Source organism: Streptomyces sp. NPDC054813, assembly GCF_053611365.1.
Map to the genome: position 1 here is coordinate 1 of NZ_JBSHAF010000044.1, position 13,808 is coordinate 13,808.

Genomic DNA, 13,808 nt, shown 5'->3' on the forward strand with positions numbered 1-13,808 from the left:
TCCATGGACGCGACTGATGTTTCCCCACGACCAGACCAACGACCATCCAAGCCGAAAGTCACATGATCAACGACTTCTGTTAGGACCTCTAAGACAGGCGGGGAGGTGGTCCTGATCGACGGCACCCTCATTCCCACCCAACGTCGCACCGGCAAGGCCAACCGGCGGAACTACTCCGGCAAACACCACCATCACGGCCTGCACTTTCTCGCCTTGACCGACGAACGCGGCCGCCTGATCTGGATATCCGCCGCCCGGCCCAGCCGCACCCACGACATCACCGCCGCCCGCCACGACCACATCCTGGCCCACCTGCGCGCCGCCGGCCTCGGCGCCCTCGCAGACCTCGGCTTCCGCGGCCTGGACAACGACGTACGCGACCCCGTGATCGTCACCGGCTTCCACGCCAGCCGCACCCACAAGCTCACCCCAGGCCAGAAGGACGCCAACCGCGTCCTCGCCGTCGGACGCGCGCCAGTCGAACACGGCTTCGCGCACCTCAAGAACTGGCGGACCCTCACCAAGCTCCGCACCGACCCCGCCCGTGCCACCCGCCTCCTGCGAGCCTTGCTCGTTCTGACGAACCTCGAAGTCAACCGCTGACAGACGATCTACTCCACAGGCTCCCGCCCACGACCAGCGTGAGCACCCTGAGTACCGGTCACACCAGCCCTTTGACCTGCGACTTCAAGTTGGCGGAGGCTCATGGCTGTGCGCACGATCGCCCACAGCGCCAACGCTGCGCCGGTGCTTGCGGCGCCCACCAGCACCCGCCAAGCCACGCCTGTCCGCCCTGTGCCTGCTTCCTCCGCGCTCACCCTCACCCCTGCTCTCGACGAAACCGCCGGCCTGGTGGTGCACGCGTTCAATGTATGGATTGTTCAACGATACTTCAATAGGATGGTTCAACATTGAGTCGTCTGCTTCGCGGACGCGGAACCGCAACCAACCGAAGGGCTGCAGGAGATGAGCTGGCATCAGTTCGAACAGGTCGACGACCTCGGGCAGATCCTGTTCTGCGACGACCCCGCGCTGCAGCTCGAGTGCGTGCTGGGGGGCCTGGAGACCGCGGAAGGCACAATCACCATCGATCCCGCACAGACACCCCGCATGCCCACTGCCCTCTTCGAGTTCAGGCATGCCGTGGGCGTGGGCTACTTCGGGTACGTCGTGCCGAAGGGAGCCTCGCTCGACGAGATACCCGAGGAACCGCAGATCGAAGGCGCCATCCTGTTCGGCATGAGGCGCCTACCGCCCGAGGTCTCCGACCTGCGCTCGATCCCCGGATGGGAACTGCACGAGATACCCGATGAACAGCCAAAACTGGAGCGGCGCTACGGATACACCTACTCCCGGCTGGAACTGCGAACGCCCGACGGTGAGATCTACTCCCGGACCTGGGTCCCGCACGACCCCGAGTGGGCGGCCGCCGCCCTGCGTCACGGCTACGTCGTGTGCCTGTGCGGCGTGGAACTGGGGATCCGCGCACCCTACGCGATGACCGACGCCCAGCACACCCCGCTCATGCGCCACGAATCCTTCCGCCGCGGATGCGCGGTGGGCCTGACCGTCGGCGGACTCGTCGCCTACGTCGACCATGGCTGACGCGCAACACCAAGGCGGCATGCGTCGAGTAGGAGCTGGGCCGCCTCCTCCCGCCGGAGATCACATCGATGCTCCGACCGCAACAAGGACGGTGGGGCCAAAACTTCCTCACATCACCTTGCCGTCAACACCGGTGGGTCCAGCCCTGATTGGCGAGTGGGCCACGAACCGCTGCCAAAGCCATGGGCCAGCGGTGCAGTCCAACAGCAGCTCAACACGCGGAACTTGACAGGGAACGGACCTGGTCGGATGACACGACCCACGCCATCCACGAGTCGCAGACCCTACGCATCGAGCGCGTCCACGAAACGCCCACCCACGAAAGGGCCTGGATCGTAGCCGCCTACGTGACGCCCGTCTCCGACCGCATGTGGGTCCTCACCGCGACCGGCGTCACCCCCGCCCCGGTGCTGCACGATCTGCTCACCCACCGCGCCGACGGCGACGGCTGGGACACCGCCATCGGCGCCCCAGTGGACGAAAAGAAGGTCACCACAGCCACCCAGCCGCTCTCCGACGCCGGATGGAAGCACACCGTGGACGGGCGATGGATCCGCCGGACGTCCCCCGACGGGGACGCCGGCGTCCAGTTCGACGCCTTCACCGCACAGCACCCGAATCAGAACCTGGCCACCTGGACCATCTGGGCCGGACCCGGTCCGGACCGGCCCGCCTGGGCCATTACCGCGTCCCCGCACACCCCGAGTTCGCTGCTGGCCGATCTCTCCGAATCCCTCGCCCAAGAGACCGGCACGCGCCAGGCCCAACCGGTCCGCGAACGTCGGACCCGCCTCGCCGCCAATACGCCGGCAGCTCCGGCGGTCACGGCCGGCCGAAAACCCGACCCCGTCGCCATCGAGACCTCTCGCGGCCTGCTGGTCGCGGTACTGCGAACCGGCAAGCGGCAGATATTCGCGATCAACCCGCTGGCCGCCGCACGCTACCGCGACCGCCATTCCGTGACCCCCAAGAAGTCCAACCCCGGCGACGCACTCGTCCTGGCGAACATTCTGCGCACCGACATGCACGCGCACCGGCCGCTGCCCCAGGACAGCGACCTGGCCCACGCGATCGCGGTCCTCGCCCGAGCCCAGCAGGACGCCGTCTGGAACCGCCAGCAGATGTCCAACCAGCTCCGTTCGCTCCTGCGTGAGTACTTCCCCGCCGCACTCGACGCCTATCTGCACTGGCAGAACGGCCTTTGCCGCTCCGAGGCCCGCATCCTGCTGGAACTCGCGCCGACCCCGGCCCAGGCGGCCAGGCTGTCGCTCGCGCAGTTGCGCTCGGCGCTCAAGCGAGCCGGGCGTCAGCGTCGGGAGCACAGCACCGGCGGACGCTGCCGGGGACCGGGCGTCGGCCCGGGCCCCGGCTTGAGGCCGTCGGCGATCGGATAGACAGTGAGAACCATGAACCGGCACCGGCAGCCATCACGGCGGACCCCGTGGATAGCGGGCGGAGCGGCCGTGATCGCCCTGGGGGCCGGTCTGGCGGCCTGGGCGCTGGTGTCGTCCGACAACGGCGGCAGCGCCCCCCACCCGACGCCATCACCCTCGGTGACGGCGTCGGTGACGGTGTCGCCGTCCACGCCGACTCCGTCCCTGTCCCCTTCGCCGCGGCCGTCGGCCCCGAGATCACCGGCCCCGGCGACACCGAGGCCGACACACCCCCCCATGCCCAGACCGACCCGGACCGTACCGCCGGTACCGACCGCCACCCGGCCGGCACCCCACCGGACAACCCCGCCTCCCCCGCCCCCGGTCCACACACCGACCACAAAGCCGGCACCTCACCACACACCGACACCCATACCGTCCCTGACCCCACCCCGGCCGACCCCGCCCCCCACGACAACGCGGCCGACCCCGCCCCCGGTCACCTCGCAGCCTCTGCAGACACCGGTACCCAGACCGTCCGTGACCCCGCCCCGGCCGACCCCGCCCTGGCCCTCACCGTCCCCCACGACGACGCCGAGCCCGCCCCCAGCCACCTCGCAGCCTCCGCAGACACCGGCGCCCATGACACCGGCCCCGACGACCACCGGCAATGGACCGGGAACGACCACCTGGGTCACTTCGCCGGAGGCGGTGGCCGCCGCCAAGCGGATGGCGGCCGCCAAGACGGTCGGCGACCCGGCCTGCTCACTGTCAGCCGTAGGACAACCGAACCCGAACCTCGTACCGCAGCGCCCGCACATCAGCATCGGCCACTACGACAACTACTGGTGCCTCATCTGGTAACCCGCCACAGCCACGCCCGCGCCGCACCGACACACAGCCGACCCCGGAACCCCACCCGTACGAACCAGCGCCAGCGGGGGTGGACACAGCACCGGCCGGGACACCCCCGGTCACCCATTCACCCGACCGGACGATCCGACACGAGGTGGTGGAGGAAGTATCGGCCCAGTCTCTCGCAGAGGTACGGTCAGGGCCGGGTGATCGGTCAACGAGCCGGGGCGGCGCTCAGCGCCGTCCAGGGCGACGACGCCGCGGAAAGCCGTCCTTGCTGTCGACGGAGCGGTCCCGGCCCGAGGTCCGGTCGGTGACCACGAGCCGAACGGGCACCTCGCCTACGCGGTCGCGGAGCTCGAGGGCGAGGGCGCCGCGCGGGACGAGCAAGCCGTCGCGGTCGAAGGCGATGCCGGAATACGCGACACCTGAACGCGCGACCTCACCAGTCCCGAGGCCGGTCTCGAAACACCGGACTCAGGAGGTAACGCGGAGCGTCAGTTCACGAAGCTCGCGGCCGGTGGGAGTGACGTCCTGTCGGCGCGCGTTATTGAGAGACGCCTTGCTCAGGGCCTTGCGCCGGTGGAAGTCCCGGCCCAGCTCGTCTGAGGGGGGTGTTGATGGCTAGGGCGCTGCACGGGAGCTCGGCGCCGATCGGGGGAAGAGCGGGCATGCGGCATTCCTTCGGGTAGCAGGGCGGGACGGGAATCCGTCACCCCCGCCCTTGGGCCGGGGACGCCCCCACGCGAGCGGTGCCGTCCGTACAGACCACAGGTCCCACCCCAGCCCACCTGGGAGCGGAGGTCTGCCTATGCCGCGGCCCGAGTACACAGATGGCCAACTGGGAGGTTGTGACCGCGCTTCCGTGATGGCTACGGCTGGAGGAGGATGCGTGCCCTGAGCAGCACGGACGTACATCCCTGTCACGCCAGCCTGTTCCGGGCAGGGCAACGTCATGCCTGGCCGTGTGCCATCAGGGCCGCATGCGGCAACACCAATACGCCGCCCGGACCGGTGAAATCGGCGCACAGCGACTCGAAGTGGTCTTTGATCTCGGCGATGACCATCGGATTCTGACTTGTCACGATCTGCCCGATCGTCGCCACTCCGGCGGCTGGTCCGCTCCACCACTCCTCCAGAGTCGTCCGATGGTCCCAGACCAAGGTGTCGCAGACGACACCCAACAGGCCCGCGTCGCCCAGCAACGCGGCCATGCCCTGTTCAGTGCGCGGAAAGTCCTCTTCTGGAGCAAGAGCCGGCAGGTGAGCCGGACGACTGGCGCCAGCTGCCTGGACAGCCCTGCCCAGCAGGGCCTGTCCGGCGGCCGCGGGTACCGCCCAAATGGTGACGGCTATCCGTCCGCCGGGACGCGTCACGCGGCGCAGTTCCCTCAGGGCTGCCCGGGGCCGTCCGACGTGGTTGAGAACGAAGTTGCCGACCACAGCATCGAACTCGTGGTCAGCGAAAGGCAGGCGGGGCAGAGCAGCAAGCCGCACGTCAGCTTCCGGGGCTGCCCGCGCGGCACAGGCGACCATGCCCGGTTCGGCATCCACCGCCGCCACTCTCGCACCCCGCTCACACGCAGCAACGGCGATACTGCCCGTGCCTGTCCCCACATCGAGGACCCGTGCACCCTCCCGAACCTCGGCAGCATCTAGAAGCCGAGGCACTGGATACGCGCAGAGTTTGGCAAAACTCCGCGACAACAACACGGCAGGTCCTGACGCTAACCCATACCTGATCAACGGCGGCCAGGATCAGGTACAGGCTTCCGGCATCGATCATCGGACGTCCGAAACCCGGCTGTGCTCCGTCAGAGGTCGTAGTCATCACGGAAATGCGGTCACAACCAACCGGGACGCTCAGCCACAGCACGTTCACCGTGCTGGTGTGACCATCAGCGATAGTTGGCCCGCGGCGGTGGGTAGGCCGCTGGTGAGGGACCTGCGCTCAAGGGCGGTTGGCCCGTTTGCTCAGAGATAGTCGGCCTTACGTTCCAGGGACGGGATGAGCCGAGCCCTTCGTATGGTTGGGCCACCCAGGGGCGCCCGGTGTGGCTTTTAGTTGGCTGCCGACCGTGGCTGCAATGGCTTGGCCGCCTGGCGCCCCACGACGACCCGGCCGCCAGATTGGGAAGTGCGAACAAGATCGCGGTGTAAGGCCATGCCGGCGAGGTCGTCCGTGGCACCAACTGCCCGCACGACATCTGGAGCGTCATGAACCGGATCTGGGCAGGCATAGACAGCGGCAAGACCCATCATCACTGCCTTGTCCTCAACGAAGGCGGCGAGACGCTCTTGTCCCGCCGCGTTGCCAACGACGAGCCGGAGCTCCTGAAGCTCCTTGACGCCGTACTCGCTCTCGGCGATCAGGTCACCTGGGCGGTGGACATGGCTGGCGGTGAGCCCGCCCTATTACTCGCCCTGCTCGTCAACCACGAGCAGGAAGTCCTTTACATTCCTGGCCGTGTGGTCAATCGGGCCAGTCACGGCTACCGCGCTGAGGGCAAGACCGATGCCCGCGACGTACTCGTCATCGCCGACCAGGCCCGTATCCGCCGCGATCTCCACACGCTGTGGCCCAGCGACGAGACAACCATCGAACTTCGGCTGCTGACCAACCGCCGCGCCGACCTCGTCCGCGACCGCACCCGGTCCATCAACCGGATGTGCTCCGCCCTGACCGGCATGTTCCCCGTGCTGGAACGTTCGCTCATCCTGACCGGCGCCGGACCGCTCGTTTTGCTGGGCGGCTACCAGACTCCGACAGCCCTCCGCCGCCTCGGCACCGTTCGGCTCACCCGATCGCTGCGCGCCCGCGGTGTCCGCAGCTCCGAGGAGCTCGCAAGGAAGGTGGTGGAGGCCGCAGAGCAGCAGCGCACCGCCGTTCCTGGCGAGGCTGTGATCGCCCAACTCGTTCGGACACTTGCCCCGGAGGTCCGGGCTCTGAACGAGAAAGTCGCCGAGATCGACCGGCTCATCGAGGCCCGATTCCGCGCGCACGAGCTGGCCGAGATCGTGGCCAGCATGCCCGGCATCGGCCCGCTGCTGGGCGCCGAGTTCCTTGCCGCGATCGGCCCTGACCTTGCGGGCTTCGCCAGCCCGGACGGGCTGGCAGCATTCGCCGGCCTGGCGCCGGCACCGAACGATTCCGGGAAGCGCAATGGCAACCTGCACCGCCCCCGCCACTACCACCGGGGCCTCCAGCGCATCTTCTATATGTCAGCCCTGACGAGTGTTCCTTACGACCCCAACTCCCGGACGTTCTACGACCGCAAGCGCGCTGGGGAAACGCCATACCCAGGCCGTGATCGCCCTCGCCCGCCGCAGAGTCAACGTCCTGTGGGCCCTGATCCGAGACCGGCGCCCCTACGAAGTGGTCCCGCCCCAGCCGACCGGCTAGTCCGGGCGATCATCCGACCGCCACAACCAGCGCAAGGCATCAGGGAGCAGGACTCCACCGTGGTTGGGGCTGTGACCGCCGTCGCCCAGGACGAGGCGGAAGTCGTATCCGGCTTCCGCGAGTGCGGCCGCGACACGCAAGTTGTTGGCGAGCCAGTTCGCTTCGGGCTCGTTCCAGCGCAGGTCACGATGGCCCGCTTGCAAGAAGATGCGCAGTGGCTTGCGGGGAACGCAAGGGATCAGTTCGGGGTAGGGGTTGCCGCCTGGCATCTGCGTGAAGCTGGACAGGTACCCGATGACGCGGCGGAACTTGTCCGGGCGCAGCCACGCTGCGGTAAAGGCGCAGTTGCCGCCGCTGCTGCCACCGCAGATGCCCCACCTATCAGGGTCCTCGGTGATCGTGTACCGCTGCGTGACCTCGGGGATTATCTCGGCCAGGAGGAAACTGACGTACCGGTCGTCGAATGCGTCGTACTCGGCGTTGCGGTTCTTCGGGTCCGCAGCGTCGGGCAAGACACCGGGGTCGACGAACACGCCAATGGTGACCGGGATGTCACCGCGGTGGACGAGGTTGTCCAGGACGATCGCGCCGCGGACCTCTCCTTCGGGGTCCAGGTACCACCATCCGTCCTGGAACACCATCAGCGACGCCGGCTGTGCGGGGTCGTACTGGGCGGGCACGTGAACCCAGAACTTCCGGAAGGTGCCCGGGTAGATCGCGCTGTCGTTCCGGTCGAACTCGATTGTCTCGCCGACAGGCACGCCGGGCTGGACAGCCGAGTCGGGGCCGTGGGCGTAGCGGACCTCCGACTGGTCGACCGGCAGCGGCTGGTAGGGCACCTCGATCGTCACACGGGCCAACCTAGGAGAGATCACGAGCTCTCTCAAAGGGGTTTAATGCCCAGGTCTCATGGCTTGGCTTCTCCATCGGGAAGCCATTCCAGGATCCCGTACCCGCGCTGCCGTGCCTCACCGTGTGGCCTTCTTGGGTTCCGCTCGGCCAACGCAGCGGATCTGTGTCACCGGCGGTAGAGATGAGGCCGTATGGGCCGTCGGTGATGTTTTGCATCTATGCTGCGGTGTCGAGAAATGGACGAGGGGGGACCGCAATGTCGGATGGTGTGCTCTTGTTGCTGACACTGATCTGGATGGCGATTGTGAGTCCCGCCGGGATTGCCGTGGTTCTCGGCCTCGTCATTGTCCGGGACGCATACAACGGCGTCTCCGCTGACGTGGGGGCCATGACGAGGCGTAGAGGGTGGATCATGATCTCGATCGGTGCGCCCATCTTCGTCGCCGCCATGTTCCTGTCTCCGTGGTGGTGGGTGTAGTTGCTGGGCCGCGGCTCCACGGCTGCGATCGTTTCGACGTGGCCGACTATCGCTGCGAGTGGCCATCTACCGTCGCGCGTCACACCTTTACCGGCGGGCCGGCCCCCTCGTATGCGCCTTTGTGCGAATGAGGAGAGGTGGGCCCAGTGGAACGCCCCCTGGGACCGGGCGCGGACCCTCTGCCACGGGCCCGCACGGAGGCCTGGGTGCGGAGCGCTGTCAGCGACTCGAACTAGCGTCCAGGGCATGAGTACTCCTGCCCCCACTGCCGACAACTAGCCGTTCCACCCGAAGGCTTTCCCGAAGGACCTGCTGGCCGCGCAGCTCAAGCTTGCCGAGCTGTACGCCGCGCTCCACGCCCACCAGGCCCGCCTTCCCTGGTCCCGTGAGGCGGGCGAGGGATGGCCGGAGGATCCAGGAGGAGCAGGAGAGGCGAGGCGGCTCTCAGCGCTGCGTGGCGGTCGGGTCGGTCAGCGGCGCTGTGTCCTCCGGCAGTTCCAGGGCGTGCCCGCGCCGACCCCGGAGTCTTCACTGTCTCCGTCCGCCCCCGTGAACAAGCGCCGGGCTGGTCCCTGCTGCAGATCCTGACGCAGGCGGGTGCCGAGCCGGCTGGCGGCACATAGCCCGTTTGGACCGCCGGTCATCGCCCAGGTGTGCCGGACGGCGCGGATTTCGTCCGGGCCTGGGCATGGCCGCTGGTGAAAATCTGGCGGTGGTGATCACGCGGCGGAGCTTGGCTGCCACGTCGGTCGGGGCTGGTCTCGCCAACTGCCCCATATCTAGGATGTATTGTCTGTCGAGTCAGCCTTGGTGCGGCTTGGATCTGGGGGAATGATGCAGCCTGGCAAGCAGGTGTCCACGAAGATCGATGCCGAGGTTCCGACGGCCGCGCGCATGTACGACTATTACCTGGGCGGCAAGGACAACTACGCGTCCGACCGGGCGGCCTGCGAGGAACTGGACAAGGTCGTACCCAGCACGCGTGCCCTGGCGGTGAACAACCGGCGCTTCCTGCAGCGGGTGGTTGCGACGCTGGCTACCGACTACGGCATCAGGCAGTTCCTGGACCACGGCTCAGGTCTGCCTACCCAGGACAACGTGCACCAGGTCGCGCAGCGGATCGACCCGGCCAGCCGCGTCGTCTATGTCGACAGCGACCCGATGGTCCTGGTACACGGACGGGCGCTGCTGGACCAGAACGAGCGCACGGCCGTCATCCAGGCCGACCTGCGCGATACTGACGGAATCTTCTCCCACCCCGACACCGAGCGCCTGATCGACTTCTCGCAGCCGGTGGCTCTGCTGTTCAACTCGGTCTTCCACTGCATCCCGGACAGTGACAGCGACGGCCCGCCGGCGGTGGTCCGCCGTGTCGCCGAACAACTGGTTCCCGGCAGCTGCATGGTGATGTGTCAGCTGGTCAGCGAGGATCCCGAGGTCCGCGACTTCGTGACCGACTTCATGAACCAGGCGACGCAGGGGCACTGGGGCCGCGTACGACAGGAGAAGGACGTCGCGCAGTGGTTCGAGGGCCTGGACATCCTCGATCCGGGGCTGGTGGAGGTGTCCACATGGCGGCCGGACAGTGAGGTGGTTCCCCGTCAGGCCACGCAGGAGTGGATCGAGTTCGGGGGCGTGGGCCGCATCCGCTAGAGCGTACGGCCGCACCCGGGGCTCATACGCTTGCAGGGCGCCGGGTTACGGAGCGGGGTACCGCTGTTCCACGGTGTCGCGCAGCCGCTCCAGGGACTCGCGTGGGTTGAGTGCCTCGTCGCCCAGCCGGTCCAAGGCCAGCCGGTACTCCTCGGTCTCGTCGCGGTCTTCCAGGAACGCGGCGCTCTTGATGTGCTCCAGGTACACGATGTCGGGCAGATCGAGGCCGCCGAAGCGCAGGTAGGTGACGGGGATGGCGGGCGAGGAGGCGTTCGTCACGTCCAGGGGCACGATCTGCACGGTTACATGGGGGCGCTGCGCCATGTCGACGAGGTGCTGGAGCTGCTCGCGCATCACCTCGGGACCGCCCAGGACGCGCAGCAGGACGGACTCGTCGATGATCGCCCACAGTTGCGGGGGATCCGCGCGTTCCAGCAGTTCCCGGCGGCGCATGCGCAGCTCGATGCGGCGCTGCACCTCGCGGGCCGGCGCTGTCGGCAGACCGCGTTCCACGACCGCCCGGGTGTAGGCCGCAGTCTGCAACAGGCCTGGAACGTGCTGGATTTCGAAGGTACGGATGGTGGTGGCCGCCTCCTGCAGGCCGACCAGCCGGTCGAACCACTCGGGCATCAGGCGCTTGTCGAAGCGCTGCCACCAGCCCGGCTCACCGGCGCGCCGGAGCAGTTGCAGCAGTACCTGCGCCTCGTGCTCGTCGGTCTTGTACAGCTCCAGCAGTGCGCGGACGTCGGCTTCCGCGGGCGGTCGCCGACCCTTGCCCGACTCGATACGCGACAGCTTCGGCGCACTGAATCCCACGGCACGCGCTGCCTGGTCCTGGGAGAGACCGAAGTCTTCGCGGATGCCCGCCAACTGGACACCGACCAGCATCTTCAGCAAGGTCGGAGCGGGCTCGGTCCGGCTCAGATACGGTTCGAGGTGCGAGATACGAGGTGACTCGGCGGACATCCTGACCCCCGTAGACCGGCAGACGACAACCCGCAGTATCGCACCCAGCCCTCTCCCGCTGCAGGCGTCTACCGAAGTGGGGACGACCGGCTCCGCTTCACAGCAGGTGGTCGAACTCGCCGTCCTTCGCGCCGGCCACGAAGGCGGCAACCTCTTCCGGCGTGTAGACGAGCGCCGGGCCGTCGGGGTCGCGGGAGTTGCGCAGCGCAACACCCCCCTCGCCGAGGGCAGCCACCTCAACGCAGTTGCCTTCGGCATTACTGTGCCGGCTCTTGATCCAGCGGACGCCCAGTGAGCTAGCCCGCACTCCGTTCGGAACTGATGACACCGCGCTCTCCTTGTTCACGTTCCGCCACGCCCGCAACCTCGCCACCTACTGGATCGGATCGCACCGCGTGCCGCGCGCTTCCAGCATCGTGCGTGTAATTCCCCGTGAAATTGCACGGAAGCGCCTTCGGTTGTGGATAATAGCCCGTGGCGTCAACCGGCGTGTTGGCGCCCACAAGGTGACGTCCCATCAGGGAGGCGCTGTGTCGTTACCTGCGCACCAAGCGCTCCGGCTGCCCGGCACGGCTGCGCCATTGCCGGACGGGACCGCGCCCGACGACCTCGGGCGGCTAGCCCTCCCCGGCGCCTCGCGCCCCGGAGAGTTCACGCGCCAGGAGCCATCGCCCGGCTCATCCAGGACCGCCGTACTGCGCCTCATCTGCACCACACAGGGATGCGCCCGGGCCCGCGACTTCACCCATCGCACGCTTGGCGACTGGGCGTTGGACCACTGCAGCGCTGACGCCCTCACCGTCGTCGCCGAACTGGCCGCCAACGCCGTGGTCCACGCAGTGCCGCACGCCCCGGGCGGCGAGGCCGAGGTATGGCTGAAGCTCACCCAGCGACCGAACCACCTGGTGTGCGCCGTCATCGACTCGAGCGACATCCCGCCCGTGGTTCGGCGCACGAGCGACCCCCTGGACGAGCACGGCCGTGGCCTGCGCATCGTCGACGCCCTTTCCGAACACTGGGGCTGGACCTGGCGCTACCGAGCGGGCAGGACCCTTCCTATGGGCAAGACCGTCTGGGCCATGCTGCCGACCAGCCCTCGCACCTGACCCGACCGGTGTCGGGAACGCGCCGTTCTCGGTTGTGTCAGCTTCTACCGTCGCCGGGGTCGAAACCCGCCGTCAGGGGCGGGTGCTGAGTGCCTGTTTTCGATCCCTGGCGAGCGTTCGCCCAGCTCAGAATTCGAACAGGGCCTAGCTGGAGCGTGGTCGGCGGATCTTGTGTTTTCGAGAGATCGGTTCGTTGCAGTTCGCGGACTTGGCCAGGGTGGAGTCCGCAGGGCCGGACTGTCGGAGCCGTTCGCTAAGGTCTGCGGCCATGACTGAGATCACTGCGGAAGCGTGGCCCGAACCTCCACTCGCCGGTACCGAGGCAGCAGCCGTCATCGGTGCCCTCGAACGCCAGCGGGCAACGCTGGCCTGGAAGTGCTCCGGCCTGGACGCAGCTGGCATGCAAGCCACAGTCGGCGCATCCACCATTACGCTGGGCGGCCTACTCAAGCACCTGGCGCACGTAGAAGACAGCCACTTTGCACGGCTGTGGCTCGGCTCTTCCGTCGGCGCCCCCTGGAATACCGTCGACTGGGACAGCTTCCCCGACTGGGACTACCACTCCGCCGCCAAGGACACTCCCGAGCAGCTGCTCACTCTCTGGCAGGAATCAGTCGCCCGTTCCCGTGCCATCGTTGACAAGGCACTCAGCGCGGGCGGCCTGGATCAGTTCGGTGCCTATGCCACCCGCAGCGGCGAACACCCCAACCTCCGCCGCATTCTCCTGGACCTCATTGAGGAGTACGCCCGCCACGTCGGTCACGCCGACCTCATCCGCGAATCCGTCGACGGCCTTGCGGGCGAGGATCCGCCGAGGTGAACTGAGGTATCTCGTGTGCTCGCTCCGCTGTTCGGGCGGGCTGACGGGCTCGTGACGGCGGTGGGAGGATAGGTGCGGTCCAGCGGATTCGGGATCTCCCGGTGGCGGTGGTGGGGGGGAGCGACGCCGTATTGGTCAGTGCCTGTTACGGGTGCTCTGAGTCGTGGTGGTGCGACAATCGAGCTAGCTTGAGGGCTCGGTGACCTCTTGGCGGGGCTGCTGACCGTCAGTGGCAAGACGATCAGTCGCGTTGGGCCTCGCGGGAGGCCGGCTGTCCGCTCCTGCGGGAGCTTCGGCGGGTGATTCGCCTGGTCATAAGGGTGATCGCGGCCCAGGTGATGAGCGATTCGGAGTGCTGGATGAGCCGTTCGTAGTCGCGCGCGTGCCGGCGGGCGTGCATGACCCAGGCGTGAGAGCGTTCGACGACCCAGCGCCGGGGCAAAACGACGAATCCAGGCACGTTCTTCGGGCGGCTGACTGCAGGTACTCCCATTGGATGCCTGTGTGCAGGACGAAGAGGATCCCGCACAGTGCCTGCCGGTCCGGCACCCGAGGTCTGCCCTCGACCAGCTTCGGCGCCGGCACGGGCCGCAACGGTTCGATGAGCGACCACAGTTCATCCGACACGATCCACGGCCGCGACTGACGTTTCCCCACGACCAGACCAACGAGCAGACAAGCCCGCAGTCACATGATCA

The 13,808-nt window shown here is 67.8% G+C and carries 11 protein-coding genes and 5 pseudogenes; 10 read left to right on the forward strand and 6 right to left on the reverse strand.

What is annotated here, in order from left to right:
• Positions 1-105: 105 nt before the first annotated feature.
• The 5 genes and pseudogenes from ACWGJB_RS47350 to ACWGJB_RS47370 all read left to right on the forward strand — a co-directional run bounded on the left by ACWGJB_RS47350 (position 106) and on the right by ACWGJB_RS47370 (position 3,842).
• Positions 106-603: a transposase family protein gene (locus ACWGJB_RS47350; RefSeq protein WP_453386239.1), complete on the forward strand. Its 498-nt coding sequence runs from the start codon at positions 106-108 to the stop codon at positions 601-603.
• Positions 604-966: 363 nt separating this feature from the next.
• On the forward strand, positions 967-1,605 hold the full coding sequence (locus tag ACWGJB_RS47355) for a hypothetical protein (RefSeq protein WP_453386240.1): 639 nt from the start codon (positions 967-969) through the stop codon (positions 1,603-1,605).
• A 182-nt stretch (positions 1,606-1,787) separates the two neighbouring features.
• A pseudogene (locus ACWGJB_RS47360) lies at positions 1,788-2,345 on the forward strand (DUF317 domain-containing protein); the annotation flags it as partial.
• A gap of 99 nt (positions 2,346-2,444) precedes the next feature.
• Positions 2,445-2,951: pseudogene (locus ACWGJB_RS47365) on the forward strand (IS110 family transposase); the annotation flags it as partial.
• Positions 2,952-3,620: 669 nt separating this feature from the next.
• Complete coding sequence (locus tag ACWGJB_RS47370) at positions 3,621-3,842, forward strand: hypothetical protein (protein WP_453386241.1); 222 nt, start codon at positions 3,621-3,623, stop codon at positions 3,840-3,842.
• A gap of 944 nt (positions 3,843-4,786) precedes the next feature.
• Here ACWGJB_RS47370 and ACWGJB_RS47375 read toward each other — a convergent pair.
• Complete coding sequence (locus ACWGJB_RS47375; RefSeq protein WP_453386242.1) at positions 4,787-5,578, reverse strand: class I SAM-dependent methyltransferase; 792 nt, start codon at positions 5,576-5,578, stop codon at positions 4,787-4,789.
• Between the two features lie 471 nt (positions 5,579-6,049).
• Here ACWGJB_RS47375 and ACWGJB_RS47380 point away from each other — a divergent pair.
• Positions 6,050-7,235: pseudogene (locus ACWGJB_RS47380) on the forward strand (IS110 family transposase).
• Here the strand turns inward: ACWGJB_RS47380 and ACWGJB_RS47385 are convergent.
• The gene (locus ACWGJB_RS47385; RefSeq protein ID WP_453386243.1) at positions 7,232-8,086 is read right to left on the reverse strand and encodes an alpha/beta hydrolase; all 855 of its coding nucleotides are present in this window, start codon (positions 8,084-8,086) and stop codon (positions 7,232-7,234) included. The pseudogene ACWGJB_RS47380 and the gene ACWGJB_RS47385 sit on opposite strands and share 4 nt — an antisense overlap.
• A gap of 278 nt (positions 8,087-8,364) precedes the next feature.
• Between ACWGJB_RS47385 and ACWGJB_RS47390 the strand changes: the two genes are divergently transcribed.
• Both ACWGJB_RS47390 and ACWGJB_RS47395 read left to right on the forward strand, forming a co-directional pair.
• The gene (locus ACWGJB_RS47390; protein ID WP_453386244.1) at positions 8,365-8,565 is read left to right on the forward strand and encodes a hypothetical protein; all 201 of its coding nucleotides are present in this window, start codon (positions 8,365-8,367) and stop codon (positions 8,563-8,565) included.
• A gap of 834 nt (positions 8,566-9,399) precedes the next feature.
• Positions 9,400-10,218 (forward strand): SAM-dependent methyltransferase, encoded by an 819-nt coding sequence (locus ACWGJB_RS47395; RefSeq protein WP_453386278.1) that lies wholly within the window; start codon positions 9,400-9,402, stop codon positions 10,216-10,218.
• A 45-nt stretch (positions 10,219-10,263) separates the two neighbouring features.
• Here ACWGJB_RS47395 and ACWGJB_RS47400 read toward each other — a convergent pair whose 3' ends face one another.
• The gene (locus ACWGJB_RS47400) at positions 10,264-11,184 is read right to left on the reverse strand and encodes a helix-turn-helix domain-containing protein (RefSeq protein WP_453386245.1); all 921 of its coding nucleotides are present in this window, start codon (positions 11,182-11,184) and stop codon (positions 10,264-10,266) included.
• 97 nt (positions 11,185-11,281) lie between these two features.
• The gene (locus ACWGJB_RS47405; protein ID WP_453386246.1) at positions 11,282-11,512 is read right to left on the reverse strand and encodes a DUF397 domain-containing protein; all 231 of its coding nucleotides are present in this window, start codon (positions 11,510-11,512) and stop codon (positions 11,282-11,284) included.
• A 202-nt stretch (positions 11,513-11,714) separates the two neighbouring features.
• On the opposite strand from ACWGJB_RS47405, the gene ACWGJB_RS47410 reads away from it, so the two are divergent.
• Both ACWGJB_RS47410 and ACWGJB_RS47415 read left to right on the forward strand, forming a co-directional pair.
• Positions 11,715-12,290 (forward strand): ATP-binding protein, encoded by a 576-nt coding sequence (locus tag ACWGJB_RS47410; RefSeq protein WP_453386247.1) that lies wholly within the window; start codon positions 11,715-11,717, stop codon positions 12,288-12,290.
• 268 nt (positions 12,291-12,558) lie between these two features.
• The gene (locus tag ACWGJB_RS47415; RefSeq protein WP_453386248.1) at positions 12,559-13,110 is read left to right on the forward strand and encodes a DinB family protein; all 552 of its coding nucleotides are present in this window, start codon (positions 12,559-12,561) and stop codon (positions 13,108-13,110) included.
• A 284-nt stretch (positions 13,111-13,394) separates the two neighbouring features.
• On the opposite strand, the pseudogene ACWGJB_RS47420 reads toward ACWGJB_RS47415, so the two are convergent.
• Positions 13,395-13,597, reverse strand: a pseudogene (locus tag ACWGJB_RS47420) (transposase); the annotation flags it as partial.
• A pseudogene (locus ACWGJB_RS47425) lies at positions 13,591-13,740 on the reverse strand (transposase); the annotation flags it as partial. The pseudogenes ACWGJB_RS47425 and ACWGJB_RS47420, both read right to left, overlap by 7 nt.
• Between the last annotated feature and the right edge of the window lie 68 nt (positions 13,741-13,808).

Bases quoted from the DNA above. Each gene is read 5' to 3' on its own strand.
- ACWGJB_RS47355 (WP_453386240.1), top strand. From the start codon at position 967: ATGAGCTGGCATCAGTTCGAACAGGTCGACGACCTCGGGCAGATCCTG.
- ACWGJB_RS47370 (WP_453386241.1), top strand. From the start codon at position 3,621: ATGACACCGGCCCCGACGACCACCGGCAATGGACCGGGAACGACCACC.
- ACWGJB_RS47395 (WP_453386278.1), top strand. From the start codon at position 9,400: ATGCAGCCTGGCAAGCAGGTGTCCACGAAGATCGATGCCGAGGTTCCG.
- ACWGJB_RS47400 (WP_453386245.1), bottom strand. From the start codon at position 11,184: ATGTCCGCCGAGTCACCTCGTATCTCGCACCTCGAACCGTATCTGAGC.
- ACWGJB_RS47415 (WP_453386248.1), top strand. From the start codon at position 12,559: ATGACTGAGATCACTGCGGAAGCGTGGCCCGAACCTCCACTCGCCGGT.